Raw genomic sequence first — 26,173 nt, forward strand, 5'->3', positions numbered from 1 at the left:
ATGGCACTGACCCTCCCTCCGCCGGGAGGGGGATGTCAAGTAGGTGGGACGGGCGTCTCATTATGTGAGCCTCTCCGGACGGCCATCGCGCCCCCGGACGCACCACCGGCCAGGGCGGGCTCGACCGCCCCGCCCGGTACTGGGAACGTACCGCGCACCAGCGCGCGCCGCAGCCTGTACTCGTCGAGCGGGCCGGAAAACGCCAGTCCCTGGCCGTGCGTGCATCCCATGGACCGCAGGGCCAGGACCTGCTCCGGCAGGTCGACCCCCTCGGCCGCGGACTGCATGCCCAGATCGTTTGCGATGCGCAAGAGGCCCGCGGTGATCTTGCGGAGGCGGGAGGACTCGACGACGCCCGCGACCAGCGCGGGGTCCAGCTTGAGGATGTCCACCGGCAGCCGGCGCAGGGCCCCGATGCCGGCGTAGCCGCTGCCGAAGCCGTCGAGGGCGACCAGGACACCGAGCCGGCGCAGGGCGGCCAGGCGGCGCTCCAGCTCGTCGAAGGGGACCCTGGGGTCGCACTCGGCCAGTTCGACGACCAGCGCCCCCGGAGGCAGCCCGTGGCGGCGCAGCAGCGCCTCCAGGGAGCCGGGCGGTCCGGCCCGGTCCAGCAGCCGGTCGGCGCCCATCCGCACGCACACCGGTACGCCGTGCCCCGCCGCGTGCCGGTCGGCCGCCTCCCGGACGGCCTGCTCCAGCAGCCAGCGGGCGATCTCCGCGGGCCGGCCGCGCCCGGTTCCGAACGCCCCCTCCGGCTGGTGCGCGGCGGCCGCCTCTGCCGACGGGACGCCCTCGCCCTGCTCGGCGACTCTCAGGAACTCGGCGGGGGTGAAGAGGATCCCCTGCCCCGAGCGCCAGCGGGCCTGCGCCGCGACGGCGCTGACCTCGCCCGTCTCCAGCGAGACGACCGGCTGGTGCAGGAGGGCGAACTCGCCGCCGCGCAGCGCCGTCCGCAGCCGGCCGGCGGCCTCCGCCCGCCGTACGGCGTCGGCCTGCATCTGCGGGGCGTACAGCTCGACGCGGTCCTTGCCGCCCGCCTTCGCCCGGTACATCGCGAGGTCCGCGTTCCGCATGAGGTCGGTCGGGGTGATCCCCGGTTCGGCGAAGGCCACGCCGATGCTGGCGGCCACCCTCACCTCGGTCCCGCCGACCCGGTACGGCTGGGAGAGGGTGGCGCGCAGCCGGTCCGCGATCTCGCGGACCTGGTGCTCGCGGGCGCCCCGGTCGCGGCCCGCGTCGCCGGTGATCAGTGCGGCGAACTCGTCTCCGCCGAGGCGGGCGGCGGTGTCCCCGGCGCGCACCGAGTCCTGGAGGCGGCGCGCGGCCTCGACGAGCAGCTCGTCCCCGGCCTGGTGGCCGATGGTGTCGTTGACGGCCTTGAAGCCGTCGAGGTCGATGAAGAGGACCGCGGCGCCTCGGTCACCGGCGCGCCGCCCGGTGAGGGCCCGGCGGACCCGGCGGGTGAACAGGGCCCGGTTGGGGAGGTCGGTGAGCGGGTCGTGCTCGGCGCTGTGCTGGAGCTGGGCCTGGAGCCGGACGCGTTCGGTGACGTCGCGGCTGTTGAGGATGAGGCCGCCCTGGTGGCGGTTGACGGTGGATTCGACGTTGAGCCATTCGCCGCCGCCCGACTTGAAGCGGCACTCGATGCGGGTGGTGGGCTCCTCGGCCGGCGGGGCGGCGAGGAAGCGGCGCACCTCGTGGACGACGCGGCCCAGGTCGTGCGGGTGGATCAGCGAGGCGAGCTCCGTGCCGACCAGCTCCTCCGCCTCGCGGCCGTACACCCCCGCGGCGGCCGGGCTGACGTAGCGGAGCGTCCCGGCCGGGTCGGCGATCATGATGACGTCGCTGGAGCCCTGGACCAGGGAGCGGAAGTGGTTCTCCTTCTGCGCCAGCTCCTGCGTCAGCGCGATGTTGTCGAGGAGCATGATGCCCTGGCGGATGACGAGGGCGAGGACGACGGTGCAGCCGGTGAAGACGACCACGCGGTCGACCTTCCGCCCGTCGACGACGTTGTACAGGATCCCCAGGGTGCAGACGGCGGCCGCCAGGTACGGCGTCAGCGCGGGCAGCGAGCCGGTGATGGGGCGGCCGGCCTGGCGGTCGGGGTGCCGCCCGGCGGGGCCGGACGGCAGCCGGCGGGCGCCCCACGGCGCGTACGCGAGGAGGAGCGAGCCCGCGAACCAGCCCGCGTCCAGCAGCTGGCCTGACTGGTAGCCCGCGCCCAGCAGCGGCGAGGTGAACAGGGCGTCGCTCAGCACGGTGAGGGCCAGCGCCGCGATGGCGGTGTTGACGGCGGACCGGTTGACCTCGGAGCGCCGGAAGTGCAGGACGAGCACCATCGAGACGAGGGCGATGTCGAGCAGGGGGTAGGCGAGCGAGAACGCGGCGCGCGGCACACTGCCGGCGACGCCCTCCTGGGCCGTCCGCGCGGCGTTGGCCAGGGCGAGGCTCCAGGAGAGGGTGAGCAGTGAGCCGCCGATGAGCCAGGAGTCGAGCGCGAGGCACACCCAGCCGGCCCGCGTGACGGGGCGCTTGGCGAGGACGAGCAGGCCGACGATGGCGGGCGGCGCGAAGCAGAGGAAGGCGAAGTCGGCCAGCGACGGCTTGGGCACGGGCTCGCCGAGGACGACCTCGTACCAGCCCCAGACGGCGTTGCCGCAGGCTCCCATGAGGGAGGAGAACGCGAAGAGCAGCCAGGCGGGGCGCTCGCGGCTGTCGATGGTCCGCGCGTACGCGTAGCAGGAGACGGCCGCGAGCAGGGCGGCGGCGCTGAGGCCGAAGTCGCCCATGATCTCGGCGAGGTCCTGGGATCCCCACCCGAGGGCGGCGCCGACCGCGTAGCCGCCGCTGACCACAGCGAGGAGCAGCTGCATCGCGAGGCTCCTGCCGCCCCCGCAGGAGTGCGGCCGGCCGACCGCGGCCGTGCCCGGGGCGTTCACCGGTCCCCCTCGCAGGCCGGTTCCGGCGCGCCCCTTCGTCGTTTCCGGCGGCTGTGCCGCAGCGGATCCCTGGTCCATTGGCCGTGCATCGCCCGTCGCCCCCCAAAGTGTCCGATCACCCCAGCGCCAGACGTTCGTGGCGCAGCCCCTTGTTCCGGACGATACACCACTTTCGTCACTCAGCGATATAGATGTTTTACGCTGAGTTACCATATGGGGAATTGATGCCACTGAGCGCATCCGTACGGATGCGGAGCGTGCGCACCGCGCGTCAGCTGGTGATCAGCACGGTGTTCTCCAGCGGCTCCCCCGCTGCGAACCGGCCGAGCTGGCGGGCCACCAGGCGCTTGGCGCGCGGCTCGAAGGCGGAGCTGCTGCCGCCGACGTGCGGCGTGATGAGGACGTGGGGAGCGTGCCACAGCGGATGTCCGGCGGGCAGCGGCTCGGGGTCGGTGACGTCGAGGGCCGCGCTCAGCCGGCCGGACTCCAGCTCGGCGAGCAGGGCGCCGGTGTCGACGACGGGCCCGCGGGCGACGTTCACCAGCAGGGCGCCGTCCGCCATCGCCGCGAGGAAGTCCCTGCCCGCGAGGCCGCGGGTCGCGCCGGTGAGCGGGGTGCACAGGATCACGACGTCGGCTTCCGGAAGGAGGCGGGGAAGGTCGTCGAGAGCGTGGACGGGCCCGCGCGCGGTAGTGCGCGCCGAGCGCGCGACGCGCATGATCCGCGCGCACTCGAATGCCGCGAGCCGGTCTTCGACGGCTGCGCCGACGGATCCGTAGCCGACGATGAGCACGGACTTGTCGGCGAGGGCGGAGTAGAAGCCGCCGAGCCACTGCTCGCGGTCCTGGCCGCGGACCATGCGGGGGATGCCGCGCAGCGAGGCGAGGACGAGGGTGAGGGCGAGCTCGGCCGTGCTGGCCTCGTGCACCCCGCGGGCGTTGCAGAGCCGGACTCCGGCCGGCAGGCGGTCGAGGCCGCCGAGGACGTGGTCGACGCCGGCGGTGAGGGTCTGCACGACCTCGATGTCCGGCATGCCCGCCAGCGGCCGCAGGGTCACCTCGGGCGACTTCATGTACGGGGTGACGTAGAAGGTGCAGTCGGCCGGGTCGGCGGGGAAGTCGTCCTCGCCGTCCCAGCGCCGGTAGCGGAAGCAGTCGGGAAGGCCCTCGACCTCCTCCGCCGGGAACGGGAGCCAGACGTCCGGGGTCTTTGCAGTCATGATCACGAGGCTATGCCAAGGGATCGCGATCAAGCCGTTAGGTTGTTGGCGGACGCGGAGGGGGACGCACGGGTGGAGCGCAGGTCGATCGGGGCGGGGGCGCTGGCGGTGGGCGCCGTCGGACTCGGGTGCATGCCGATGAGCTGGGCCTACGCGCCCTCGCGGCGGCGCGGCGAGGAGTCGCTGGCGGCGGTGCACACGGCGCTCGACCTCGGCTGCACCCTGCTCGACACGGCCGACGTGTACGGGCCGTTCACGAACGAGCTGCTCCTCGGCAGGGTGCTGCGCGAGCGGCGGGCGGAGGCGTTCGTGTCCGCCAAGGTGGGGCTGCGCGCGGGCGAGCAGCACGTGGTGGCGTGCGGGCGGCCGGAGTACCTCAGGCGGGCCTGCGACGCCTCGCTGCGCCGGCTGCGCACCGACGTCATCGACCTCTACCAGCTGCACCGGGTGGACCCGGAGGTCCCGGTGGAGGAGACCTGGGGCGCGATGGCCGAGCTGGTGGGCGCGGGGAAGGTGCGCGCGCTGGGGTTCTGCGCTCTCGGCGCGGGCGCCGGCCCGGGCGCGGGGCGCCGCGGGGACCCGGCGTACGGGGCCCTGCTGCGGCACCTGGACCGCGTCCAGCAGGTGTTCCCGGTGAGCGCGGTGCAGGCCGAGCTGTCGGTGTGGTCGCAGGAGGCGCTGCGGCGGCTGCTGCCGTGGTGCGCGGCGCGCGGGGTGGGGTTCCTCGCGGCGATGCCGCTGGGCAGCGGGTTCCTGACGGGGACGCTGACCCCGGGGCAGGGTTTCGAGTGGGAGGACGTCCGGGCCCGGCACCCGCGGTTCACGGCGGAGGCGATGGCGACGAACCAGGTGCTGGTCGCGGGGCTGCGCCGGGTGGCCCGGCGGCACGGTCCGCAGGTGACGGCGGCGCAGGTGGCGCTTGCGTGGGTGCTGGCGCAGGGGCCGCAGGTGGTGCCCGTGCCGGGCGCGGACCGGGCGGGCTGGGCGGCGGAGAACGCGGGGGCGGCGGGGCTGCGGCTGACGCCGGGCGACCTGGCGGAGATCGCGGCGCTGCCGGCGGCCGTGGGGTCCTGGGACTGACCTCCGGAGGTGCCCGGCCGGGGAGCCGGCCCAGGACCACTCGATCGGGTGTACGACTGGTGGAACTTCGGGGGGAGTCCGAGTGGTTGGACAGGTGACGGGCACGATCGCGTCGGGCGGTCGCGGGACCGGAGGGGAGCAGGGCCATGCGGGGAGTGCGGACGGGGCGGCGGTTCGGCGGGGCGGGCGCGGGCCGGCCTGCGGAGTACGGGCGGGTGCGCGGCGTGCTGGCCGCCGTGGCGCTCGCGGGGTGCGGGGCGCTGCTGGCGGGGTGCTCGCCGGAGGGCGGGCCGGCGGGATCCACGGGCGCGTCACCGCCGCGCGGGGCCCCCAGCGGATCGGCCCAGGCGTCGGCGGGGGCAGCGTCCGCGGCGCCGGCGAAGGGCTCCGTGGAGGTCACCGGGGAGGTGGCGCGGGACCTGGAGTCGCCGTGGGGCGTGGCCCCGCTGCCAGAGGGGGACCTGCTGGTGGCCTCCCGGGACAAGGGCACGATCAGCCGGGTCGCGGCCGCGTCGGGGAAGGCGGTGGTCGTCGGGAGGGTGCCGGGCGTCGCGCCGGGCGGCGAGGGCGGGCTGCTGGGGCTGGCCCTGTCCCCGTCGTTCGCGTCCGACCGGATGGTGTACGCCTACTTCACGACGGAGTCCGACAACCGCATCGCCCGCATGCGCTATGACGAGAAGCGCGAGCCGGGCCAGCAGCTCGGCGCGCCGGACACGGTGCTGCGGGGCATTCCGAAGGGGGTCGTGCACAACGGCGGCCGGATCGCGTTCGGCCCGGACCGCATGCTCTACGCGGGGACGGGTGAGACGGGCGACACGGGCCTCGCGCAGGACAGGAAGTCGCTCGGCGGCAAGATCCTGCGGATGACGCCGGACGGTCAGCCGGTGCACGGCAATCCCGAGCCCGACTCGGTCGTCTACTCCTACGGGCACCGCAATGTGCAGGGCCTCGCCTGGGATCAGGACAAGCGGCTGTGGGCGGCGGAGTTCGGCCAGAACACGTGGGACGAGCTGAATCTGATCGAGCCGGGTGCCAACTACGGCTGGCCGCAGGCGGAGGGCAAGGCGGGTCTGGCGGGCATGCGCGACCCGGTCGCCGTGTGGCGGCCGGACGAGGCCTCCCCCAGCGGCATCGCCGTCGCCCAGGGCTCGGTGTGGATGGCCGGGCTGAAGGGCGAGCGGCTGTGGCGGATCCCGCTGGCCGGGGACAGACCCGCGGCCGACCCCGAGGCGTTCCTGGAGGGCAGGTACGGCCGGCTGCGGTCGGTGGTGGCCCTCGGCGGGGACAGGCTGCTGCTGGTGACGAGCGAGACGGACCGCCGCGGATCCCCCGAGGCGGGCGACGACAGGATCCTGACCCTGACGGTCCGGTGACCGGTGGGCCCCGGGCGGGGCGGAAGGCGCGGTGGCGTGGTGTTCAACCTGATCGAGGAGCTGTTCAACCCGGGGCGCAGGCACACGGACGAGGAGCGCAAGCGGCTGGAGCTGTCCCGGACGGACGTCACGGACGGTGATCCGGGGCGCGGGCCGATAGACCTGGAATCCGGGAGGGTCCTCATACGCCGCGGGGATCAGGCTTCCCCGGCTGAGTGAGTCCCGGCAGCAGCCGCAGCAGGTGGGGCGGAGGGTCGCTGCCTCGCCGCAGCCGCCGGACGCACTGCGGGCGGCCCGGGAGGGGCGCCGGGCTGGCGCGGCGGCGTAGGGGCAGGAACGGGGTCAGTGGGAGGGGGCGGCGGGTTCGGCGTCGTCCTGGGCCGGGGCGGCAGTGCGCTGGGCGGGGAGGGCCGCGGCGGGGGCGGTCTCCGGCGGCTCGATGCTGATGCGCGGGAGGCGGCGCTCCAGCCAGGCCGGCAGCCACCAGTTAGCGCCGCCGAGCAGGTGCATGAGCGCGGGGACGAGGAGGGTGCGCAGGACGAAGGCGTCGAGGGCGACGGCCGCGGCGAGGGCGATGCCGAACATGGCGATGATCCGGTCGCCGCTGAGCACGAAGGCCAGGAACACCGAGATCATGATGACGGCGGCCGAGTTGATCACGCGGCTGGTCTCGGCGAGGCCGACGCGGACGGCCCGCCGGTTGTCGCCGGTCTCCAGCCACTCCTCGTACATCCGGCTGACGAGGAAGACCTGGTAGTCCATCGAGAGCCCGAAGAGGACCGACACCATGATCACGGGGAGGAAGGGTTCGATCGGGCCGGCGCTGCCCAGCCCCATCAGCTCGCTGCCCCAGCCCCACTGGAAGATCGCGACGACGACGCCGAAGGAGGAGGCGACGGCGGCGACGTTCATGGCCGCGGCCTTGAGGGGGATGCCTATGGACCGGAAGGCGAGCAGGAGCAGGACGCACCCGAGGGCGATGACGACGCCGACGAAGAGGGGGAGCTTGCCGACGATGACGTCCGCGAAGTCGTCGTATCCGGCGGTCACGCCGCCGACGTGGACCTCCATGCCGGTGCCCTCGCGGGCGGCGGGGACGACGTCCTCGCGCAGGTGGGCGACGAGGTCGCTGGTGGCCCGGGACTGCGGTGCCGACTCGGGTACGACGGTGACCACGGCGGTGTCGCCGCTGCGGTTGAGGACGGCGGGTCCGGCGGAGGCGACGCCCTCGGCGCCGCGCAGCGCCTCGGCCAGGCGCTCGGCGGCGATCCGGTCGCCGGCGCCGTCGAGGCGGGCGACGACGGTGAGGGGGCCGTTGACGCCGGGTCCGAAGCCGTCGGCAAGCAGGTCGTAGGCCTGCCGGGTGGTGCTGGTCGCGGGGTTGTTGCCCTGGTCCGAGGTGCCCAGGTGGAGGGAGAGCGTCGGAAGGGCGAGCACCGCCATGGCGGCGGCGGCCAGGAGGCCGAGCTTCTTGGGGTGCCGCTCGACGAAGGCGGACCAGCGGGCGGCGAACCCGGTGGGCAGCTCCGGCTGCGGGCCGTCGGCCGCGAGGCGGCGGCGCTCGCGCCGCGAGAGGGCGCTCATCCCGATGTACGAGAGGAGGGCCGGCAGCAGGGTGACCGAGGCGGCGACGGTGAGGACGACGGTCAGCGAGGCGGCTATCGCGACGCCGTTCAGGAAGCTCAGCCGCAGGACCAGCATGCCGAGCAGGGCGATGCAGACGGTGGCGCCGGCGAAGACGACGGCCCTGCCGGTGGTGGCGACGGCCTGCTCGGCGGCCTCGGCCACGCCCATGCCGCGCCGCAGGGCCTTGCGGTGCCGGGTGACGATGAACAGCGCGTAGTCGATGCCGACGCCCAGTCCGACGAGGGTGCCGAGCATGGGGGCGAAGTCGGCGACGGCCATGGCGTGCCCGAGCAGGCTGATGCCGAAGTAGGCGGTGCCGACGGAGACGAGGGCCGTCGCGATGGGCAGCAGGCTGGCCGCGAGCGAGCCGAAGGCGAGGAAGAGGACGAGTGCGGCGACGGCCACGCCGATGACCTCGGCGAGGTGGGCCTTCGGTGCCTCGGTCAGGCCGATCGCCCGGCCGCCGAGCTCGACCTGCACGCCGTCCGCCTCGGTGGCGGCGTTCCTGGCGGCGGCGACGACCGCCTCGGCCTGCGCCGTGGGGACGGCGTCCGCCTGCCGGTCGAAGGTCACCACGGCGTAGGCGGTGCGCCCGTCGGTGCTGATCTGCGCGGCGCTCTCGGGCCCGGGCCCGTACGGTCCGGCGACCGAGCCGACGCCCGGCAGCTCGGCGATGGTGTCGAGGGCCCGGGTCATGCGCTGCTCGACGCCGGGTGAGCGGGCCGTCAGGTGCGCGGGGGTCCGCCACACGACGGTGTCGGTGTCGCCGCCCTGTCCGGGGAAGCCCTCGCGGAGGAGGGCGTGGGCCCGGCTGGACTCGGTGCCGGGGACCTCGTAGTCGGTGGAGAAGGCCGTTCCGGCGGTCACGGCTGCCGCGGCGGTCCCGCCGAGGGCGAGCAGCCAGATCAGGACGGCGGCCAGCCGGTGCCGCATGCACCACCGAGCGATTGCTGCCAACGGACGTGCTCCCTGGTGGGTCGGATCTTCACCGGGAGGCAGCCCGATGCGAAGAACACTGGAACGCGTGCAGGCCGGGCCTAGGCTCCCGGGAGGGTCGCTCCTGGGGCGGCCGGGATGGTGCGCATGCATACGATCGCAGCCATCGGTGATCGTTGGTCCGTTTCGTGTGCATCATCACAGATGCGCACCGCCCGCGGCCCGGGGGTCAGCCCTGCCGCACCGCAGGCGCCGCAGGCTCGTCGACGCGGTAGCCGGGGACGGACGGCCAGCGCACCGTCAGGACCACCGACTCCTCCTCCGCGTACCAGGAGTGGTCGACGCCGCGGCCCCACACCACGTAGTCGCCCTGCTCGGCGAGGACGACGTCACGGTCGGGGAACTCCATCCGGAAGCGGCCGCTGATCAGGACCAGCAGGGCGGTGCGCTCCTCCCCCGTCGTCCACTGCGCCCGCGCGTCCCCCTTCGGGTGGACGCCCCACTTGATCTCCACGTCCGCGCTGTGGCGCGGATCGCCGGGGTCCTTGAAGTGCCCGAGGAGCCAGCCGCGGTCGGCAGCGGCGTCGGGGGCGGCCTTGCCGGTGTGGATGCAGAGGTCGTTCACGGGGGTGAGGCTAATGCAGTTGCGCCGGCCGGCGCTCCGGTGGTCGGCTGCCCCCATGGGAAGCGATCACGAGGGGCGGGCGCGCCTCCTGGCGGCATACGACCGCCATGTGCGCGAGTGCGCGCCGCCCGACACGCCCCGGTGCCGGGTCGAGCGGGTGGGCCGCGTGGTCCGGCAGACCTCGCCCGGCAGCGGCTGGAACGGGGTGCTCTGGTCGGACCTTGACGAGCACACGGCGGATGAGGCGATCGCGGCGCAGGTGGCAGACTTCGCGGGCCGCGGCTGCGGCTTCGAGTGGAAGCTGTACCGGCACGACCGCCCGGCGGGCCTGGAGGGACGGCTGCGCGCCGCGGGCTTCACCCCCGAGCCGGCCGAGACGGTGCTGGTGGGGCGGACGGAGGAGCTCGCCGCGCTGCCGGTGGAGCCGCCCGCCGGCATCACGCTGCACGCGGTGGCCGACGCGTCGGGCGCGGGCCTGCTGGAGCGCGTCCACACGGAGGCCTTCGGCCGGCGCCGGCCCGGCCTCCGGGAGCTGGTGGCCGAGCGGCTGCGCGGGGCGCCGGAGACGATCGCCGCCGTGGTGGCGATGGCCGGCGGCGTCCCGGTGAGCGCCGCGCGGATGGAGATGCCGCCGGGCAGCCCGTTCGCCGGCCTGTGGGGCGGCGGCACGGTGCCCGCATGGCGCGGCCGCGGCGTCTACCGGCTGCTGGTGGCCCACCGGGCCAGGATCGCCGCGGCGCGCGGGATCCCGTACCTGCACGTGGACGCCTCCGCACAGAGCCGGCCGATCCTGGAGCGGCTGGGCTTCCACGCCCTCGGTACGGCGGTTCCGTACGTGTGGGAGCCCGGACCCGGCACCTCCCCCCGCCCCGGCACCTCCCCCGGCCCCGGCACCTGTCCCGGCCCCGGCCCGGGGTGAGAAAGGACGGCACCCGCCCGTGGAACGCATCGACCCGCCCCTGACCGGCGGTGAGCGCGAGACGCTGCGCGCCTACCTCGACTACCACCGCTCGACCCTGGCCCTGAAGTGCGAGGGCCTCACCGGCGAGCAGTTGCGGCGCCGTTCGATGCCGCCGTCGGCCCTGTCGCTGATGGGCCTGGTCCGCCACATGGCCGAGGTGGAGCGCCACTGGTTCCGCCGCACCCTGGGCGGTGCGGACGTGCCGCACCTGTGGTCGGACAGCGGCGACTTCCAGGCCGCCTACGACCCGGAGGGCTGCGGCCGCGAGGAGGCGTTCACCGCGTGGCACGCGGAGGTCGCGCACGCGCGGCGCGTGGAGGAGGCCGCCGAGTCGCTCGACGTCGCGGTGTTCGTGCGCAGTTGGGGGCAGGAGGCCTCGCTGCGGCTGATCATGCTGCACATGGTCCACGAGTACGCCCGCCACAACGGCCACGCCGACCTCCTGCGGGAGGCCATCGACGGCGCCACCGGGGCCTGACCGGCCGACCCGGGCGTCGGCACCCACACCCCGCACCCCTACACTTAGGCGAGCCTAACCTAATGCCTTGGGGAAGAGTGTGAGCGTGAGCGACGCGGACGACTTCGAGCTGTACCGGGACGACTGGGGTATCCCGCACCTGCGCGCCCCCGACCCGCTCCGGCTGGCCTACGCCCAGGGCCGGGCCACCGCCCTGGACCGGGCCTGGCAGCTGGAGGTCGAACGCCACCGCTCCCAGGGCGCCGGCGCCGCGATCCTCGGCCCGGACTCCCTCGCCTGGGACCGCTTCGCCCGCCAGAGCCGCCTCGACGACACCGCCCGCCGCTGCCACGAGGCGCTCGACCCGGAGACCGCCGCCTGGGTCGGGGCATACGTCGACGGCGTCAACGACGGCCTGGCCCGGGGCGCCGCCCGCGACGAGCGCTTCGCCCGCACCGGCCACACACCCGCCCCGTGGGAGCCGTGGGTGCCGCTCGGCATCTGGATCGCCACGCACATCCTGTTCGCCGGGTTCGCCACCAAGCTGTGGCGCGAGCGAGCCGCCCGCGCCCTGGGCGACGAGGCCGCCACCCTCTTCGCCACCGACGGCCCCGGCGCCGCCGGCAGCAACGGCTGGATGGTCCCCGGCGACCGGACCGCCGCCGGCTCGGCGATCATCGCCGGCGACCCGCACCGGATCATCGAAGAGCCGGGCGTCTACCAGCAGATACGACTGGCCTGCCCGGAGTACGACGTCGTCGGCATCGCCGTACCCGGCATCCCCGGCCTCGCCCACTTCGGCCACACCGGCACCGCCGCCTGGGCCATCACCAACGCGATGTCCGACTACCAGGACCTCTACGTGGAGCGGCTCCGCCCGGCAGCCGACGGCTCCGGCTTCGAGGCGCTGGGGCCCGACGGCGCCTGGGAGCCCGTCCACCGGCACACCGAGACCATCGCCGTCGCGGGCGCAGACCCCGTGGAGGTCGAAATCCTGGAGACCGCCCGCGGCCCGGTCATCACCCGCGAGGAGAGCGCCGGCCAGACGCTCTCGCTGCGCTACCCGCCCCGGGTCCGCCGCGACCTCGGCTTCGCCGTCCTGCCCGCCCTGCTGCGCGCCCGCACGGTGGCCGACATCGACCGCGCCCTCGACGGCTGGGCCGAGCCCGTCAACGTCGTCCACGCCGCCGACTCCGAGGGCGGCCTGCTGCACCGCGTCGCCGGCGCCGTCCCGCTGCGCGACCCCGCGAACCGGCTGCGCCCCGTGCCCGCCTGGGACGCCCGCCACGCCTGGCAGGGCTGGGCGCAGACCCCTTCCGAGCCGGTGCAGGGCTTCGCCGTGATGGCCAACGCCCGCGGCATCGCCTCGCCGCTCGGCGTGGAGTTCGCTCCCCCGCACCGCGCCGACCGCATCCGCGAGCTGCTCTCCGGCTCGGCCGACTGGTCCCCGAAGGCCATGGCCGCCGTCCACGCCGATACGTACCTGGCCTCCGCGGAGCCGCTGCTCGCCCTGCTGCCCGCCCCGGAGGGGCTCTCCCCCGCGGCGCAGGCGCTGCGGACCCGGCTGCTGGCCTGGGACCGGCGCATGGACGCCGGCAGCACCGACGCCACCCTGTTCGCCGCCCTGCGCGCCGCCGTCGTACGCCGCTTCGCCGCCGACCCCGCCCTGGAGGGCCTGGCGGAGCCGCCGTCCGGCCCCGAGGTGTTCCACCCCTGGCTGTACCTGCTGCCGCGCATCGGCTACGCCCTGGAGGGCCTGCTGCGCTCGCCGCTGCTCCCCGGCCTGGACCGGGCCGCGCACGTCCGCGCCGCCCTGGAGGAGACCGCCGCGGCCGGCGCGCCCGAGACGCCCTGGTCCGAGGTGCACCGCCTCGCGCCGTGGTCGGCGCTCCCGGATCCGGACGCCGAGTGGCCGGGCCTCGGCGGCGACCACGACTGCGTCAACGCCACCTCCACCGTCCCCGGCTTCACCGACCTGTGCGGCCGCGCGTCGGCCGCCCGCTACGTGTGGGACCTCGGCCGCCGCGAGGACAGCCTCTGGGCCGTGCCCCTGGGCGCCGACGGCGTGGCCGGCACGCCCCACCACCGCGACCAGCTGCCGCTGTGGGCGCGCTGCGAGCTCGTCCCCGTCGTCACCGACTGGGCCCGCCTCACCAGGGAGGACGCATGAGCGCAGCCACCACCGCAGCCACCCGCGAGCCCGTCCACATCCAGGCCGTCGACGGGTTCGGCACGGTCACCCTCACCCCCGTCGACCCGGCCGCCGACGCCTCGCTGATCCACCGCTGGGTCAGCGAGGACCGCGCCCGCTTCTGGGGCATGGCCGGGGCGAGCCCGGACCTCGTCCGCGAGGTGTACGAGGACCTCGACCGCCGCACCACGCACCACGCGTTCCTGGCGCGCCGCGACGGGGTGCCCGTCGCCCTGTTCCAGACGTACGAGTGCGCGGCGGACCGGGTCTCCGAGTGCTACGAGGCGCGGCCCGGCGACACCGGCGTGCACCTGCTCCTCGCCCCGGCCCCGGGCGCCGCCGAGCCCGGCTTCAGCGGGCGGCTGATGGGCGCCTTCATGGCGTTCGTCCTCGCCGACGGGACCGCCCGCCGCCTCGTCGCCGACCCCGACACCCGCAATGCGAAGGCCATCGCCCGCCTGGAGCGCTCCGGGTTCACGCTCGGCCCGGAGGTCGAGCTGCCCGAGATCGTGCTGCCGGAGATCCGCATCCCGGCGAAGCGCGCCCGCCTGGCGTTCCTGGAGGCACCCGGCACCCAGTCCCGCTGACGGGCCGTCACGCGCAACGGCCCGCACCCCGGGAGGGGGTGCGGGCCGTTCCGCGTGACGGAGGCCGGAGCCGCCGGACGCTCCGGCTAGGCGGAGACGCCGAGCTTCTCCAGGATGAGCTCCTTGACGCGGGCCGCGTCGGCCTGGCCGCGGGTGGTCTTCATGACCGCGCCGACCAGGGCGCCGACCGCGGCGACCTTGCCGCCGCGGATCTTGTCGGCGATGGCGGGGTTGCCCGCGATCGCCTCGTCGACGGCGGCGCCGAGCGCGCCCTCGTCCGAGACGACCTTCAGGCCGCGCTTCTCGACGACCTCGTCGGGGGCGCCCTCGCCGGCGAGGACGCCCTCGATGACCTGGCGCGCCAGCTTGTCGTTCAGGTCGCCGGCCGCGACCAGCGCCGCGATCCGCGCGACCTGCGCCGGGGTGATCGGCAGCTCGTCGACGGAGACGCCCTGCTCGTTGGCGTTGCGGGCGAGTTCGCCCATCCACCACTTGCGGGCGGCGGCCGGGTCGGCGCCCTCCTCGATCGTGGCGACGATGGAGTCCACCGCGCCCGCGTTGAGGATCGACTGCATGTCGTGCTCGCTGACGCCCCACTCCTCGCGGAGCCGGTTGCGGCGCACGCGCGGCATCTCGGGCAGGCCGGCGCGCAGCTCCTCGACCCACTCGCGGGACGGGGCGACCGGGACGAGGTCGGGCTCCGGGAAGTACCGGTAGTCCTCGGCGTTGTCCTTGATGCGGCCGGAGGTCGTGGAGCCGTCGTCCTCGTGGAAGTGGCGGGTCTCCTGGACGATCGTGCCGCCGCTGCTCAGGACGGCCGCGTGGCGCTGGATCTCGAAGCGCGCCGCGCGCTCGACGGAGCGCAGCGAGTTGACGTTCTTCGTCTCCGAGCGGGTGCCGAACTCCTCGGTGCCGTTCGGGCGCAGCGACAGGTTCACGTCGCAGCGCATCTGGCCCTTGTCCATGCGGGCCTCGGAGACGCCGAGGGCCTTGATGAGCTCGCGCAGCTCGGCGACGTAGGCCTTGGCGACCTCGGGGGCGCGGGAGCCGGCGCCGACGATCGGCTTGGTGACGATCTCGATCAGCGGGATGCCGGCGCGGTTGTAGTCCAGCAGGGAGTGGGAGGCGCCGTGGATACGGCCGGTGGCACCGCCGACGTGCAGCGACTTGCCGGTGTCCTCCTCCATGTGGGCGCGCTCGATCTCCACGCGGAAGACCTCGCCGTCCTCCAGCTGCACGTCGAGGTAGCCGTTGTAGGCGATCGGCTCGTCGTACTGGGAGGTCTGGAAGTTCTTCGGCATGTCCGGATAGAAGTAGTTCTTCCGGGCGAAGCGGCACCATTCGGCGATCTCGCAGTTCAGCGCGAGGCCGATCTTGATGGCGGACTCGACGCCGGTCGCGTTGACGACGGGCAGCGAGCCGGGCAGGCCGAGACAGGTGGGGCAGGTCTGCGAGTTGGGCTCGGCGCCCAGCTCGGTCGAGCAGCCGCAGAACATCTTGGTCTTCGTGCCGAGCTCGACATGGACCTCCAGGCCCATGACGGGGTCGTACGACGCGAGGGCGTCCTCGTACGACAGCAGTTCGGTGACGGTCACAGTGAAACTTCCCTCTCAGCCCATCAGGACGTCGTCGTCGCCGAGGCGCTTGAGCTCGCGGTACAGGATGGCGAGGCCGGTGACGATGGCGGCGGCCGACACGGCGGCGTCGACCAGCTTGAGCATGTCCTGCTCGGAGCGGGCCTTGCGGGCCTGCTTGATCACGCCGAGGGCACCGAAGGCGGTGGTGCCGATCGACAGGTACGTACCGGACCTGGACTTCTTGAAGCCCTTGGCCTTGGAAAGAGCGCTACTACCGGTCACAGCGACGGAGCCTCCTCAAGCAGCGGGTGGCCCCAGCGCTCGGTGAAGGCGGCCTCGACGGCGGCACCGACCTTGTACAGGCGGTCGTCCTTCATCGCCGGGGCGATGATCTGCAGCCCGACCGGGAGGCCGTCCTCCGGCGCCAGGCCGCAGGGCAGCGACATGGCGGCGTTGCCGGCCAGGTTGGTCGGGATGGTGCACAGGTCGGCGAGGTACATCGCCAGCGGGTCGTCGGTGCGCTCGCCGATCGCGAAGGCGGTGGTCGGGGTCGTCGGGGAGACGATCACGTCGACCTGCTCGAAGGACTTCTCGAAGTCCCGGGTGATCAGCGTGCGGACCTTCTGGGCGGAGCCGTAGTACGCGTCGTAGTAGCCGGAGCTCAGCGCGTACGTGCCGAGGATGACGCGGCGCTTGACCTCGTCGCCGAAGCCGGCGTCGCGGGTCAGCGCGGTGACCTCCTCGGCGGACTTCGTGCCGTCGTCGCCGACGCGCAGGCCGTAGCGCATGGCGTCGAAGCGGGCCAGGTTGGAGGAGCACTCGGACGGCGCGATCAGGTAGTACGCGGCCATCGCGAGGTCGAAGGACGGGCAGTCCAGCTCGACGATCTCGGCGCCGAGCTCCCGCAGCAGCTCGACGGACTCCTCGAAGCGCTGCACGACGCCGGCCTGGTAGCCCTCGCCGCGGAACTGCTTGACGACGCCGACGCGCATGCCGGCCACGGAGCCGTTGCGGGCGGCCTCGACGACCGGCGGGACCGGCGCGTCGATGGAGGTGGAGTCCAGCGGGTCGTGCCCGGCGATCACCTCGTGCAGCAGGGCCGCGTCCAGGACCGTGCGGGCGCACGGGCCGCCCTGGTCGAGGGAGGAGGAGAAGGCGACCATGCCGTAGCGGGAGACCGCGCCGTACGTGGGCTTCACGCCGACGGTGCCGGTGACGGCGGCGGGCTGGCGGATGGAGCCGCCGGTGTCCGTGCCGATGGCGAGGGGCGCCTGGTAGGCGGCCAGCGCGGCCGCGGAGCCGCCGCCGGAGCCGCCGGGGATGCGGGTGAGGTCCCAGGGGTTGCCGGTGGGGCCGTAGGCGCTGTTCTCGGTGGAGGAGCCCATGGCGAACTCGTCCATGTTGGTCTTGCCGAGGATGACGACGCCGGCTTCCTTCAGCTTGCGCGTCAGGGTGGCGTCGTACGGCGGGATCCAGCCTTCGAGGATCTTCGAGCCGACCGTGGTCGGGACCCCGGCGGTGGTGAAGATGTCCTTGAGGGCGAGCGGGACGCCGGCCAGCGGGCCGAGCTCCTCGCCGCGCTCGCGCTTCGCGTCGACGGCGCGGGCCTGCGCGAGGGCGCCCTCGCGGTCGACGTGGAGGAAGGCGTGGACCTTCTCGTCGGTCGCCTCGATGCGGGCCAGGTGGGCCTCGGTGACCTCGACGGCCGTCAGCTCGCCGGAGGCGATCTTCTCGGCGGTCCGGGCGGCCGTGAGCTTGATGATGTGCGTGTCAGCCATGGTGATTAGTCCTCCCCCAGGATCTGCGGCACCTTGAAACGCTGCTGCTCCTGGGCGGGGGCGCCGGAGAGCGCCTGCGCGGGGGTGAGCGACGGTCGGACCTCGTCCGCGCGCATGACGTTCGTCAGCGGCAGCGGGTGGGAGGTCGGCGGTACGTCTTGGTCGGCGACCTCGGACACGCGGGCGACCGCGCCGATGATGTCGTCGAGCTGTCCGGCGAAGTGATCGAGCTCTTCACCGGACAGTTCCATACGCGCCAGCCGAGCGAGGTGGGCGACCTCCTCGCGCGAAATGCCAGGCATGCAGCGATCCTCTGGGGGTGGTGAGTGAGTGTTTTCCCACCAATCCTATGGGGCCGGGCCCCTGGGCCACGACACCCTTTGCCGCCGGGGGCGGCCGCCGGCCCCCGGCGGGCGGACCGCGCCACGGGCGGCCCGCCGGGCCGGGGGCCCGGACGGGAGCCCGGACGGGGCCGCTACGGCGCCGGCGACTCCGCGGGCGCGGGGGCCGGCGAGAGCTCGCGGGTGATGTCCGCCGGCCGGCGCCAGCCGCGCTCGCCGCGGGCCAGCAGCCAGGCGGTGGCCTCCTGGGGCGGCATGGCGGCCGCGACCAGCCACCCCTGGACGGCGTCGCAGCCGAGGTCCCGCAGCCGCTCCCAGGTCTCGTCGTCCTCGACGCCCTCGGCGACGACGAGCAGGCCGAGCGAGTGCGCCAGGTCGACGGTGCAGCGGACGATCTCCGCGTCCTGCGCGTCGACCGCGAGCCGCGCCACGAACGAGCGGTCGATCTTCAGCTCGCTGACCGGCAGCCGGCGCAGGTGGACGAGCGAGGAGTAGCCGGTGCCGAAGTCGTCCAGCGACATCTTCACGCCGTGGCCGGTCAGGCCGGCCATCGTGTCGGCGGCCCGCTGCGGGTCCTCCAGCAGGACGTGTTCCGTTATCTCCAGCTGCAGGCCGCTCGCGGGGACGCCGTGCCGGGCGAGGCGGGCCGCGACGGCGCCCGCGAAGCCGGGGGTGTGGACGTCGCGCGGCGAGACGTTGACGGCGACCGGGACCTTCAGGCCCTGCGCGCGCCAGCGGGCCACCTGGGCCAGGGCGGTCTCCAGGACGTACTCGGTCAGGTGGGGCATCAGCCCGGAGGTCTCGGCGATCGCGATGAACTCGTCGGGAGGGACCCGCCCGCGCTCCGGGTGCACCCAGCGCACCAGCGCCTCCAGACCGGCCACCTGGCCGTCGAAGCGGACCTTCGGCTGGTAGTGCAGCTCGACCTCGCCCGCGTCGAGGGCGCGGCGCAGGTCGCCGAGGAGGCCGAGGCGGTCGGGCGTGTTGCTGTCCCGCTTGGACTCGTACACCTCCACCCCGGTGCGGTCCCGCTTGGCCTGGTACATGGCCACGTCGGCGCGCCGCAGCAGCCCCTCGGCGTCGAGTGCGTGGTCGGGGAAGACGGCGAGGCCGGCACTGGCCTCCAGGACGAGGGTGAGGCCGTCCAGGTCCAGGGGGGAGCTGAGCTCGGCGACGAGGTGCCGGGCGACGCGCTGGGCGCTGGTGGCGGAGTCGGCGACGGGCAGGAGGACGGCGAACTCGTCGCCGCCGAGCCGGGCGGCCTCCGCCTCCCCGGGCAGGGCCTGGTGGAGCCGCTCGGCGATCTGGAGCAGCAGGCGGTCCCCGGCAAGGTGGCCGAGGGTGTCGTTGACGGCGCGGAAGCGGTCCAGGTCGATCAGCACGAGGGCCGAGCGGGTGCCCAAACGTTCAGCCTCGTCCAGGGCGGACCAGGTGCGCTCCAGCAGCCACTGCCGGTTGGGCAGCCCGGTCAGCGGGTCGCGCAACTGCTCCTCGGCGCGGGCGCGGGCGATCCGCAGGGTGGAGTCCAGGGCGATCAGCGGCACGGCGAACAGCGGCAGCAGGACGGGCTGGGCGACGGCGACGACGCAGATCAGCGGGGCGATGCCGAGCAGGGCGACCGCGACTAAGGCCTGCCGCAGCAGCGCCGTGCGGGCGGCGGTGCGCAGGCCCCCGCCGCGCCGCCCCAGCGCGAACCACAGCAGGAGGCGGGTCACCAGCAGGTAGGCGACGGCGACCAGGACCACCTCGGGCGCGGCCTCCAGGCCCCAGGTGTCCGGTGTCCACGGGGACTCGACGGTGGGCGCCTCCCCGAAGGCGGCGAGGACGAGGGCGCCGGCCCCGATGCCGAGGATGTCCGCGGCTCCGTGCAGCAGCCCCTGCCGCCAGCGGTGCCGGCGCGCGGCCCACACCAGCGAGACGACGGAGAGGGAGACGAGCCCGGCGGGCAGCCAGCCGTACAGGATGAGCACGCCGAGGGTCAGGGCCGCGCCCGATCCGGTGCCGCCCCACCAGCGGTCGCGGCCGAGGGCGACCAGGTGGCCGACGATGATGCCGGTGAGCAGGGCGAGCGCCCAGCCGACCGCGCCGCCGGGGAACAGGGCCTGACGGTCGATCAGTGCCGCGGCGACGCCGGCCGCGAGGAGGACGGCGGCCAGGCCGACCACCGCGATCGGCAGCACGGTGCGCCGCGCGGCCCCCTGCTGCCCCGTCCCCGTGTCGAGCGGGCGGGTGTCGGGCGTCCTGGCGCGCCGGACGCCCGGCCGTCCCGTCCGCATGGGCGGGATCTCCCCGCCGACATCAGGTGACGGGTCGGCGCTATCGGTGGGTTTCATGCCCGTCCCTCTCACAGCCGGCTATGCCGATGTCACGCGATGGCCCCGATGTCATGCCATCACGGCTGGCATCGCACCGCTCAGCCGTGCACGACAGGCGCACCCCTCAACAGTAGGACGCGAGAGGCTCCCAGGGGCAGCGGTCGGCGGCGGTTGCCCGAACGCGACCCAGCCATCCTCATCAGTACGGTATCCGCCGAACAGGTGAGTTGGGACCAGGACCCCCCGCTCACCCGTCCGATGATCCGACAGGCCACCGCCCTGCCAACAGCCCTGTACCGGCCGTTTGCCACCGGCTGCCGCGCCGGGCGTGCGCCCGCCCGCACGGCCGCACGCCACGCATCCGTCCGCCGGCGCCGCCTGCGGTGCGCGCGGCCCGGAGGTGCTATCCGGCCTGTTCGGCCGCCGGAGCCGCGGGAGCCGCCGGGTCCGCTGCGCCCGCCGCCGCACCGCCCTCGGCGGGGAGCGCGGCCTCGCGCGCCGCGTCGGGGCCCTGCTCCAGCAGGACGGCGAAGCCGGCCTCGTCGAGGACGGGCAGCTTCAACTGCACGGCCTTGTCGTACTTCGAGCCGGGGTTCTCGCCGACGACGACGAAGGAGGTCTTCTTCGAGACGGAGCCGGTGACCTTGGCGCCGCGGCTCTGGAGGGCCTCCTTGGCGCCGTCGCGGGTGTGGTGCTGCAGGGTGCCGGTGACGACGACCGTGAGGCCTTCGAGCGGACGCGGGCCCTCGTCCTCGCCGGCCCCCTCTTCCTCCATGCGGACCCCTGCGGCCCGCCACTTGCGCAGGATCTCCTGGTGCCAGTCGACCGCGAACCACTCCTTGACGGCGGCCGCGATGATCGGCCCGACACCCTCGGTGGCGGCCAGCTCCTCCTCGTCGGCCTGCTCGATCCGCTCGATGGACCGGAAGGCGCGCGCGAGCGTCTCCGCGGCGACGGGGCCGACGTGCCGGATCGAGAGGCCGTTGATGAAGCGGGCCAGCGGCCGCTCCTTCGCCGCGGCGATGTTCTCCAGCATCGCCAGGGCGTTCTTCTTCGGCTCGCCCTTCTGGTTGGCGAAGACCGTGACGATCTTCTCCTCGCCGGTCTTCGGGTCGCGCTTGGGCAGCCCGCTGTCGGCGTCGAGGACGTACGCCTTGATCGGCAGCAGCTGCTCGATGGTCAGGTCGAACAGGTCGCCCTCGTCGCGCATCGGCGGCTCGGCCGGCTCCAGCGGGTTCGTGAGCGCGGCCGCGGCGACGGCACCGAAGTTCTCGATGTCGAGGCACTGCCGGCCCGCGAGGTAGAACAGCCGCTCGCGCAACTGGGCAGGGCACGTCTGCGCGTTGGGACAGCGCAGGTCGATGTCGCCTTCCTTCATGGCGCGCAGCGGCGTACCGCACTCGGGGCACTCGGCGGGCATGACGAACTCCCGCTCCGTGCCGTCGCGCAGGTCCACGACGGGGCCGAGGATCTCGGGGATGACGTCCCCGGCCTTGCGCAGGACGACGGTGTCGCCGATGAGGACGCCCTTGGCCTTGACGACCTCCTGGTTGTGCAGGGTCGCGAACTCCACCTCGGATCCTGCCACCGTCACGGGCTCGACCTGCGCGTACGGGGTGACGCGCCCGGTGCGGCCGACGCCGACCTTGATGTCGACGAGCCTGGTGTTGACCTCCTCGGGGGCGTACTTCCAGGCGATGGCCCAGCGCGGGGCGCGCGCCGTGGAGCCGAGGCGGCCCTGGAGCGGGATCTCGTCGAGCTTGACGACGACGCCGTCGATCTCGTGTTCCACGGAGTGGCGGTGCTCGCCGAAGTGGGCGATGAACTCGCGGACCTCGGCCAGGGAGGACACCACCCGGTTGTGCCGGGCGGTGGGCAGGCCCCACTCGCGCAGGAGCCCGTACGCCTGCGACAGGGTGGCGGTCTCGAAGCCCTCGCGGGCGCCGATGCCGTGCACCACCATGTGCAGCGGGCGGGTCGCGGTGACCTTGGGGTCCTTCTGGCGCAGCGATCCGGCCGCCGCGTTGCGGGGGTTGGCGAACGGCTTGTCGCCGGCGGCGACGAGGCGGGCGTTGAGCTCCTCGAACTTCTCCATCGGGAAGAAGACCTCGCCGCGGATCTCGACGACGTCGGGGATCCGGTCGCCGGAGAGGCGGTCGGGGACCTCCGCGATGGTGCGGACGTTGGGCGTGATGTCCTCGCCGGTGCGGCCGTCGCCGCGGGTGGCGGCGCGGGTCAGCCGGCCCTTCTCGTAGGTGAGGTTGACCGCGAGGCCGTCCACCTTGAGCTCGCACAGGTAGTGGAAGTCGGGGGTGCCGACGTCCCGGGCGACGCGGTCCGCCCAGGCTGACAGCTCCTCGTCGTCGAAGGCGTTGTCGAGGGAGAGCATGCGCTCGCGGTGCTCGACGGACGCGAAGTCCGTCTCGTACGCCCCGGCCACCTTCTGGGTCGGCGAGTCGGGCGTGCGCAGCTCCGGGTACTGCTCCTCCAGCGCCTCCAGCGAGCGCAGCAGCCGGTCGAACTCGGCGTCGCTGACGACCGGCTGGTCGCTCACGTAGTACCGGAAGCGGTGCTCCTCGACCTGCTCGGCCAGCAGCGCGTGCTGCTCGCGCACCGCCGCCGGTACCGCCGTGTCCTGCTGTTCGGCTGCCATGCCGTGTCCTCCCGTGGCCCGTCTCGGTTCGTCACTCAGGGTTGTCGGCGAGCGACCTCGCCGCGCGGGCGCAGTGGGCCTGCACCGCGCGGGCGTAGGCGGGCGAGGCGCCCGCGAGGCCGCACGACGGGGTGACCGTGACGGACTCCGCGAGGGTGCCCGGGGCCAGCCCCAGCCTGCGCCAAAGCTTCCTGACACCCATGACGCTACCGCCCGGGTCGGACAACGGGGCATCCGTGCCCGGCACCACTCCGGCGAAGAGCCGCACCCCGCTTTCGACGGCCTCGCCGACCGCGTCGTCCTCGCGCTCCGTGAGCAGTGAGAAATCGAACGAGACGCCGTTGGCGCCTGCGCGGCGGAGCAGGTCGAAGGGGACGCCCGGGGCGCAGGAGTGGACGACGACGTCCCCGTCGTGGACGGCGAACAGCTCGCGCAGGGTCCCCTCGACGACCTGCCGGTCCACGGCCCGGTAGGTCCGGTATCCGCTGGCGGTGCGGATCCGGCCGGTCAGGACGGCAGTGAGCGACGGCTCGTCGAACTGGAGGACGATCTCGGCGCCGGGGATGCGCCTGCGGACGTCGGCGAGGTGCCCGCGCAGCCCCTCGGCGAGGGAGGCGGCCAGGTCGCGGCAGGCGCCGGCGTCCTGGAGGGCGGCCTCGCCGCCGTGCAGCTCCAGGGCGGCGGCCAGCGTCCACGGGCCGACGGCCTGCACCTTGAGGCGTCCCTCGTAGCCCTGGGTGAACTCCTCCAGGGCGTCGAGGTCCTCGCCGAGCCAGGACCTGGCGCGCCGGGTGTCGCGGCCGGGGCGGTCGCTGATGCGCCAGCCGCTGGGCTCGACGTGCGCGTACAGGTCGACGAGCAGCCCGAGCGAGCGGCCGATCATGTCGGCGCCGGGGCCTCGGGCGGGCAGCTCGGGCAGGTAGGGGAAGTCCTCGAAGGAGCCGGTGGCGGTCTTGGCGGCCTCGCGGGCGTCGCCGCCGGGAAGGGAGCCGACCCCGGTGGCGTTCGCGGTCACCGGCCCGGCCTCACGGTCAGGTCGTTGACCTCGGCGTCGCGCGGCAGGTCGAGGGCCATGAGGATGGTGGTGGCCACGGACTCCGGGTCGATCCAGGCGGAGGGGTCGTACTCCTTGCCCTCCTGGGAGTGCACCTTGGCCTGCATGGCGGTGGCGGTGCGGCCGGGGTAGACGGAGGTGACGCGGATGCCGTTCGGGCGCTCCTCGGCGCGCAGCGCGTCGGCGAGCGCCTTCAGCCCGTGCTTGGAGGCGGCGTACGCGCTCCAGTCGGCGTGGGCGTTGAGGCCGGCGCCGGAGTTGACGAAGACGACGGTGGCCTTGGAGGCGCGCAGGGTCGGCAGGAGGAGCCGGGTGACCTCGGCGGGGGCGATCAGGTTGACGTTGAGCTGCTGGTGCCAGGTCTTGGGGCGCAGCTCGCCGACGGGCCCGAGGTCGACGATCCCGGCGATGTGCAGGAGGGAGTCGAGCCGGTCGGGCAGCGTCTGCTTGTCGAAGGCCCAGGAGAGCCGGTCGGGGTCGGCGAGGTCGCCGACGAGGGTGCGGGCGCCCGGGTAGCGCTCGACGAGCTGCCGGGCGCGGGCGGCGTCGCGGGCGAGCAGGATCAGGTCGTCGCCCCGGGCGTGCAGGCGGGCGGCGACGGCGGCGCCGATACCGGCCCCGGCCCCGGTGATCAGGTGTGTAGGCATACCGCCCATGCTCGCACCCCGGCGGGACGCCCCGGCTCGCCGGGCCGCCCCGCCGGGGCCGTGTCAGCGGGCGGCGCCGAAGCCGGTGACCGAGGGGTACGGGGTTGCCGTGCCGCGGCCGGGAAGGACGGCGAACCGCCCGTCCGCGGAGGTCGTCCAGACGTCCGGGACGCCGTCGCCCGTGAGGTCCCCGTCGGAGCCGACGCGGGCACCGTGCGCGGTGCCCAGCACCGGGGCGGCTGCCGGGGCGGCGAAGGCCGTGGCGTCGCCGAGCGAGAACGCCCGGATCTCGCCGGTCGTCCGGGAGCGGGCCCACAGGGTGGGGATGTCGGTGCCTTGCGCCCGGCCGGGGGTGAGCAGGTCGTAGTCGGCCCACGGGGCGCCGTCGCCCGACAGGAGCGTGGCGACCTGATCGAGCTGCCCGGTGCTCCCGGGGCCGGCCAGCCACAGCCTGCCGTTCTCCACCCAGGCGACGGAGGTGCGCTCGAGCGCGTTGTCTCGGGGGGCGTCCCCGGACGGCGAGCCGACGGCGGCGAGCGCGGTGATCCCGGTCCAGTCGTCGCCGAAGCCGACCGCAGTGCAGTCGAGTGGCTGCCCTGCCGGGTCCTGGCAGTGGGCGGGCTTGCGGACGCTGACCGGGGCCTGTTCGGTGAACAGTCCGCGGCCGTTGTTGCGGTAGTTGAGCAGCACGCCCGATCCGGGCTGCTGGGCCAGCAGGTCGTCCACGTTCTGGTAGCCGAGCGAGCCGCGGTGGGTGTACCGGATCCCCGTCCAGCCGTCCGCGGGCTGCCCCGGAGCCGCGAGCCGGCGGCCGTTCGCCGGGGACGAGGGGGCTGCGCCGGGCTTGCGCAGGGAACCCCCGTCGTCGGGAACCAGCACGTCCGCAGTGCCGTCGCCGTCGATGTCGCCGTAGGCGACCTTCGGGTTCTGCGGCTGCGGCGCGTAGTAGGTGTGGACGTAGGGCTGCGACACGTTGCCCGCCTCGTCCATCGTCTGCAGGTGGAGCGTGTTGGTACCCCAGGTTCCCGGCGTGACGGCGATGTCGACGGATCCGTCCGTGAGCCGGACGACACGGCTGTCGTGTTCGGCGTCGGCGCATGACCAGCCGACCGACAACGCACCCGTGCCCCAGCGAGCGCAGGCGATGCCCGAGCCCGTGTCGGTGCCGGCGAGGGTGAACGTGCCCTCCTGACCCGCGGTCTTCGCGGGGATGCCACCGCTGCCGGAGGCGGGGAAGTCCGTGGAGGTGATGCCCGCCGTCGGCGGGGTCCGGTCCACCCGGAAGTAGCACCATGCGGTGTACGGGCTCGTGCGGGTGGCGTCCGCGGTGCGGACGCGCCAGGCATAGTGGCCCCCGTCTGCCAGGGCGCCGCCGGGAAGTTCGGTCCGCGCCTCGCCCGCGGGGTGCGGAGCGGCCGGACCGATGTCGGTGCGTTTGCCACCGTACGCGGTGTCCCACAGCTGGAACGTGGTCCGCAGCGGAGTGCCGGCCGGCGAGGCGGTGGTGGCGTACAGGTTGACGTCTCCCAGGCCGATCCACCCCGGTTCGGTGTCGGGGTCGGTGGCGCACGGGGTGGAACGGCCGTCTCCGGCGAAGCCGGGGGCCGGGTTGGAGCGGGGTGCGGTGACAGTGGGCGCGCCGGGATCGCTCCCGGCCGCGACCGCCGGTGAGGCGATCAGGCCCGCACCGAGGGTCGTGAGCACCACGGCAAGGCGTGGTATGGCGGAGCTCGGCTTCATCTCTTGTTCCCCCCTGGAATGATCGTGAATCCGGGGAAACAGCTACCACGGAGGACCTGCGGATCCGAGCGAAT

At 74.3% G+C, this 26,173-nt stretch carries 20 protein-coding genes; 7 read left to right on the forward strand and 13 right to left on the reverse strand.

The genetic code is table 11. The features are described 5' to 3' along the window. Positions 1-35: 35 nt before the first annotated feature. Both MUK52_RS08965 and MUK52_RS08970 read right to left on the reverse strand, forming a co-directional pair. Complete coding sequence (locus MUK52_RS08965) at positions 36-2,873, reverse strand: putative bifunctional diguanylate cyclase/phosphodiesterase (protein ID WP_284575486.1); 2,838 nt, start codon at positions 2,871-2,873, stop codon at positions 36-38. 337 nt (positions 2,874-3,210) lie between these two features. Next, on the reverse strand, positions 3,211-4,158 hold the full coding sequence (locus tag MUK52_RS08970; protein ID WP_284575488.1) for a 2-hydroxyacid dehydrogenase: 948 nt from the start codon (positions 4,156-4,158) through the stop codon (positions 3,211-3,213). A gap of 72 nt (positions 4,159-4,230) precedes the next feature. Between MUK52_RS08970 and MUK52_RS08975 the strand changes: the two genes are divergently transcribed. From MUK52_RS08975 to MUK52_RS08985, 3 genes are all read left to right on the forward strand, one after another. Beyond that, positions 4,231-5,238, forward strand: coding sequence for an aldo/keto reductase (locus MUK52_RS08975; RefSeq protein WP_284575489.1), 1,008 nt, complete (start codon positions 4,231-4,233; stop codon positions 5,236-5,238). A 146-nt stretch (positions 5,239-5,384) separates the two neighbouring features. After that, complete coding sequence (locus tag MUK52_RS08980) at positions 5,385-6,611, forward strand: PQQ-dependent sugar dehydrogenase (protein ID WP_472912749.1); 1,227 nt, start codon at positions 5,385-5,387, stop codon at positions 6,609-6,611. 36 nt (positions 6,612-6,647) lie between these two features. Continuing rightward, positions 6,648-6,830: a DUF6191 domain-containing protein gene (locus MUK52_RS08985; protein WP_428985400.1), complete on the forward strand. Its 183-nt coding sequence runs from the start codon at positions 6,648-6,650 to the stop codon at positions 6,828-6,830. 123 nt (positions 6,831-6,953) lie between these two features. Here the strand turns inward: MUK52_RS08985 and MUK52_RS08990 are convergent, their stop codons facing one another. Together MUK52_RS08990 and MUK52_RS08995 are read right to left on the reverse strand one after the other, a co-directional pair. Then, the gene (locus tag MUK52_RS08990; RefSeq protein ID WP_284575490.1) at positions 6,954-9,194 is read right to left on the reverse strand and encodes an MMPL family transporter; all 2,241 of its coding nucleotides are present in this window, start codon (positions 9,192-9,194) and stop codon (positions 6,954-6,956) included. A gap of 208 nt (positions 9,195-9,402) precedes the next feature. Then, entirely contained in the window at positions 9,403-9,798 is a 396-nt protein-coding gene (locus MUK52_RS08995) for a cupin domain-containing protein (protein WP_472912751.1), read from the reverse strand. A gap of 55 nt (positions 9,799-9,853) precedes the next feature. Here MUK52_RS08995 and MUK52_RS09000 point away from each other — a divergent pair, with 55 nt between their 5' ends. The 4 genes from MUK52_RS09000 to MUK52_RS09015 all read left to right on the forward strand — a co-directional run bounded on the left by MUK52_RS09000 (position 9,854) and on the right by MUK52_RS09015 (position 13,994). Beyond that, positions 9,854-10,717, forward strand: a complete 864-nt coding sequence (locus tag MUK52_RS09000) for a GNAT family N-acetyltransferase (RefSeq protein ID WP_284575492.1) — start codon at positions 9,854-9,856, stop codon at positions 10,715-10,717. A 19-nt stretch (positions 10,718-10,736) separates the two neighbouring features. Next, positions 10,737-11,237, forward strand: coding sequence for a DinB family protein (locus MUK52_RS09005; RefSeq protein ID WP_284575493.1), 501 nt, complete (start codon positions 10,737-10,739; stop codon positions 11,235-11,237). Between the two features lie 85 nt (positions 11,238-11,322). Beyond that, entirely contained in the window at positions 11,323-13,386 is a 2,064-nt protein-coding gene (locus MUK52_RS09010; protein ID WP_284575494.1) for a penicillin acylase family protein, read from the forward strand. Further along, positions 13,383-13,994, forward strand: a complete 612-nt coding sequence (locus MUK52_RS09015) for a GNAT family N-acetyltransferase (protein ID WP_284575496.1) — start codon at positions 13,383-13,385, stop codon at positions 13,992-13,994. The genes MUK52_RS09010 and MUK52_RS09015 overlap by 4 nt, the downstream gene beginning before the upstream one ends. Positions 13,995-14,080: 86 nt before the next feature. On the opposite strand, the gene gatB is transcribed toward MUK52_RS09015, so the two are convergent. From gatB to MUK52_RS09060, 9 genes are all read right to left on the reverse strand, one after another. Beyond that, positions 14,081-15,532: an Asp-tRNA(Asn)/Glu-tRNA(Gln) amidotransferase subunit GatB gene (gene gatB, locus MUK52_RS09020; protein ID WP_502963622.1), complete on the reverse strand. Its 1,452-nt coding sequence runs from the start codon at positions 15,530-15,532 to the stop codon at positions 14,081-14,083. 72 nt (positions 15,533-15,604) lie between these two features. Next, complete coding sequence (locus MUK52_RS09025; protein ID WP_284575500.1) at positions 15,605-15,853, reverse strand: hypothetical protein; 249 nt, start codon at positions 15,851-15,853, stop codon at positions 15,605-15,607. Continuing rightward, positions 15,850-17,349: an Asp-tRNA(Asn)/Glu-tRNA(Gln) amidotransferase subunit GatA gene (gatA, locus tag MUK52_RS09030; RefSeq protein ID WP_502963550.1), complete on the reverse strand. Its 1,500-nt coding sequence runs from the start codon at positions 17,347-17,349 to the stop codon at positions 15,850-15,852. The genes MUK52_RS09025 and gatA overlap by 4 nt, the downstream gene beginning before the upstream one ends. 5 nt (positions 17,350-17,354) lie before the next feature. Further along, the gene (gene gatC / locus MUK52_RS09035; RefSeq protein ID WP_114054294.1) at positions 17,355-17,651 is read right to left on the reverse strand and encodes an Asp-tRNA(Asn)/Glu-tRNA(Gln) amidotransferase subunit GatC; all 297 of its coding nucleotides are present in this window, start codon (positions 17,649-17,651) and stop codon (positions 17,355-17,357) included. A gap of 173 nt (positions 17,652-17,824) precedes the next feature. After that, positions 17,825-20,023: a putative bifunctional diguanylate cyclase/phosphodiesterase gene (locus MUK52_RS09040; RefSeq protein ID WP_174250352.1), complete on the reverse strand. Its 2,199-nt coding sequence runs from the start codon at positions 20,021-20,023 to the stop codon at positions 17,825-17,827. Between the two features lie 385 nt (positions 20,024-20,408). Beyond that, complete coding sequence (gene ligA / locus MUK52_RS09045; RefSeq protein ID WP_114054293.1) at positions 20,409-22,658, reverse strand: NAD-dependent DNA ligase LigA; 2,250 nt, start codon at positions 22,656-22,658, stop codon at positions 20,409-20,411. A 31-nt stretch (positions 22,659-22,689) separates the two neighbouring features. Continuing rightward, the gene (locus MUK52_RS09050; protein ID WP_114054292.1) at positions 22,690-23,673 is read right to left on the reverse strand and encodes a methionine synthase; all 984 of its coding nucleotides are present in this window, start codon (positions 23,671-23,673) and stop codon (positions 22,690-22,692) included. Beyond that, on the reverse strand, positions 23,670-24,359 hold the full coding sequence (locus MUK52_RS09055) for an SDR family oxidoreductase (protein ID WP_114054291.1): 690 nt from the start codon (positions 24,357-24,359) through the stop codon (positions 23,670-23,672). The genes MUK52_RS09050 and MUK52_RS09055 overlap by 4 nt, the downstream gene beginning before the upstream one ends. 63 nt (positions 24,360-24,422) lie before the next feature. Then, on the reverse strand, positions 24,423-26,066 hold the full coding sequence (locus MUK52_RS09060; RefSeq protein WP_114054290.1) for an FG-GAP-like repeat-containing protein: 1,644 nt from the start codon (positions 26,064-26,066) through the stop codon (positions 24,423-24,425). Between the last annotated feature and the right edge of the window lie 107 nt (positions 26,067-26,173).

The organism is Streptomyces sp. 2P-4, assembly GCF_030167965.1.
Taxonomy (GTDB): domain Bacteria; phylum Actinomycetota; class Actinomycetes; order Streptomycetales; family Streptomycetaceae; genus Streptomyces; species Streptomyces globosus_A.

What these genes read in the sequence shown, in the direction of transcription:
- MUK52_RS09040 (WP_174250352.1), bottom strand. Translation starts at nt 20,023, where the DNA reads ATGAAACCCACCGATAGCGCCGACCCGTCACCTGATGTCGGCGGGGAG.
- gatA (WP_502963550.1), bottom strand. Translation starts at nt 17,349, where the DNA reads ATGGCTGACACGCACATCATCAAGCTCACGGCCGCCCGGACCGCCGAG.
- MUK52_RS08970 (WP_284575488.1), bottom strand. Translation starts at nt 4,158, where the DNA reads ATGACTGCAAAGACCCCGGACGTCTGGCTCCCGTTCCCGGCGGAGGAG.
- MUK52_RS08965 (WP_284575486.1), bottom strand. Translation starts at nt 2,873, where the DNA reads ATGCAGCTGCTCCTCGCTGTGGTCAGCGGCGGCTACGCGGTCGGCGCC.
- gatB (WP_502963622.1), bottom strand. Translation starts at nt 15,532, where the DNA reads ATGGGCCTGGAGGTCCATGTCGAGCTCGGCACGAAGACCAAGATGTTC.
- gatC (WP_114054294.1), bottom strand. Translation starts at nt 17,651, where the DNA reads ATGCCTGGCATTTCGCGCGAGGAGGTCGCCCACCTCGCTCGGCTGGCG.
- MUK52_RS09015 (WP_284575496.1), top strand. Translation starts at nt 13,383, where the DNA reads ATGAGCGCAGCCACCACCGCAGCCACCCGCGAGCCCGTCCACATCCAG.
- MUK52_RS09055 (WP_114054291.1), bottom strand. Translation starts at nt 24,359, where the DNA reads ATGCCTACACACCTGATCACCGGGGCCGGGGCCGGTATCGGCGCCGCC.
- ligA (WP_114054293.1), bottom strand. Translation starts at nt 22,658, where the DNA reads ATGGCAGCCGAACAGCAGGACACGGCGGTACCGGCGGCGGTGCGCGAG.
- MUK52_RS08980 (WP_472912749.1), top strand. Translation starts at nt 5,385, where the DNA reads ATGCGGGGAGTGCGGACGGGGCGGCGGTTCGGCGGGGCGGGCGCGGGC.
- MUK52_RS09000 (WP_284575492.1), top strand. Translation starts at nt 9,854, where the DNA reads ATGGGAAGCGATCACGAGGGGCGGGCGCGCCTCCTGGCGGCATACGAC.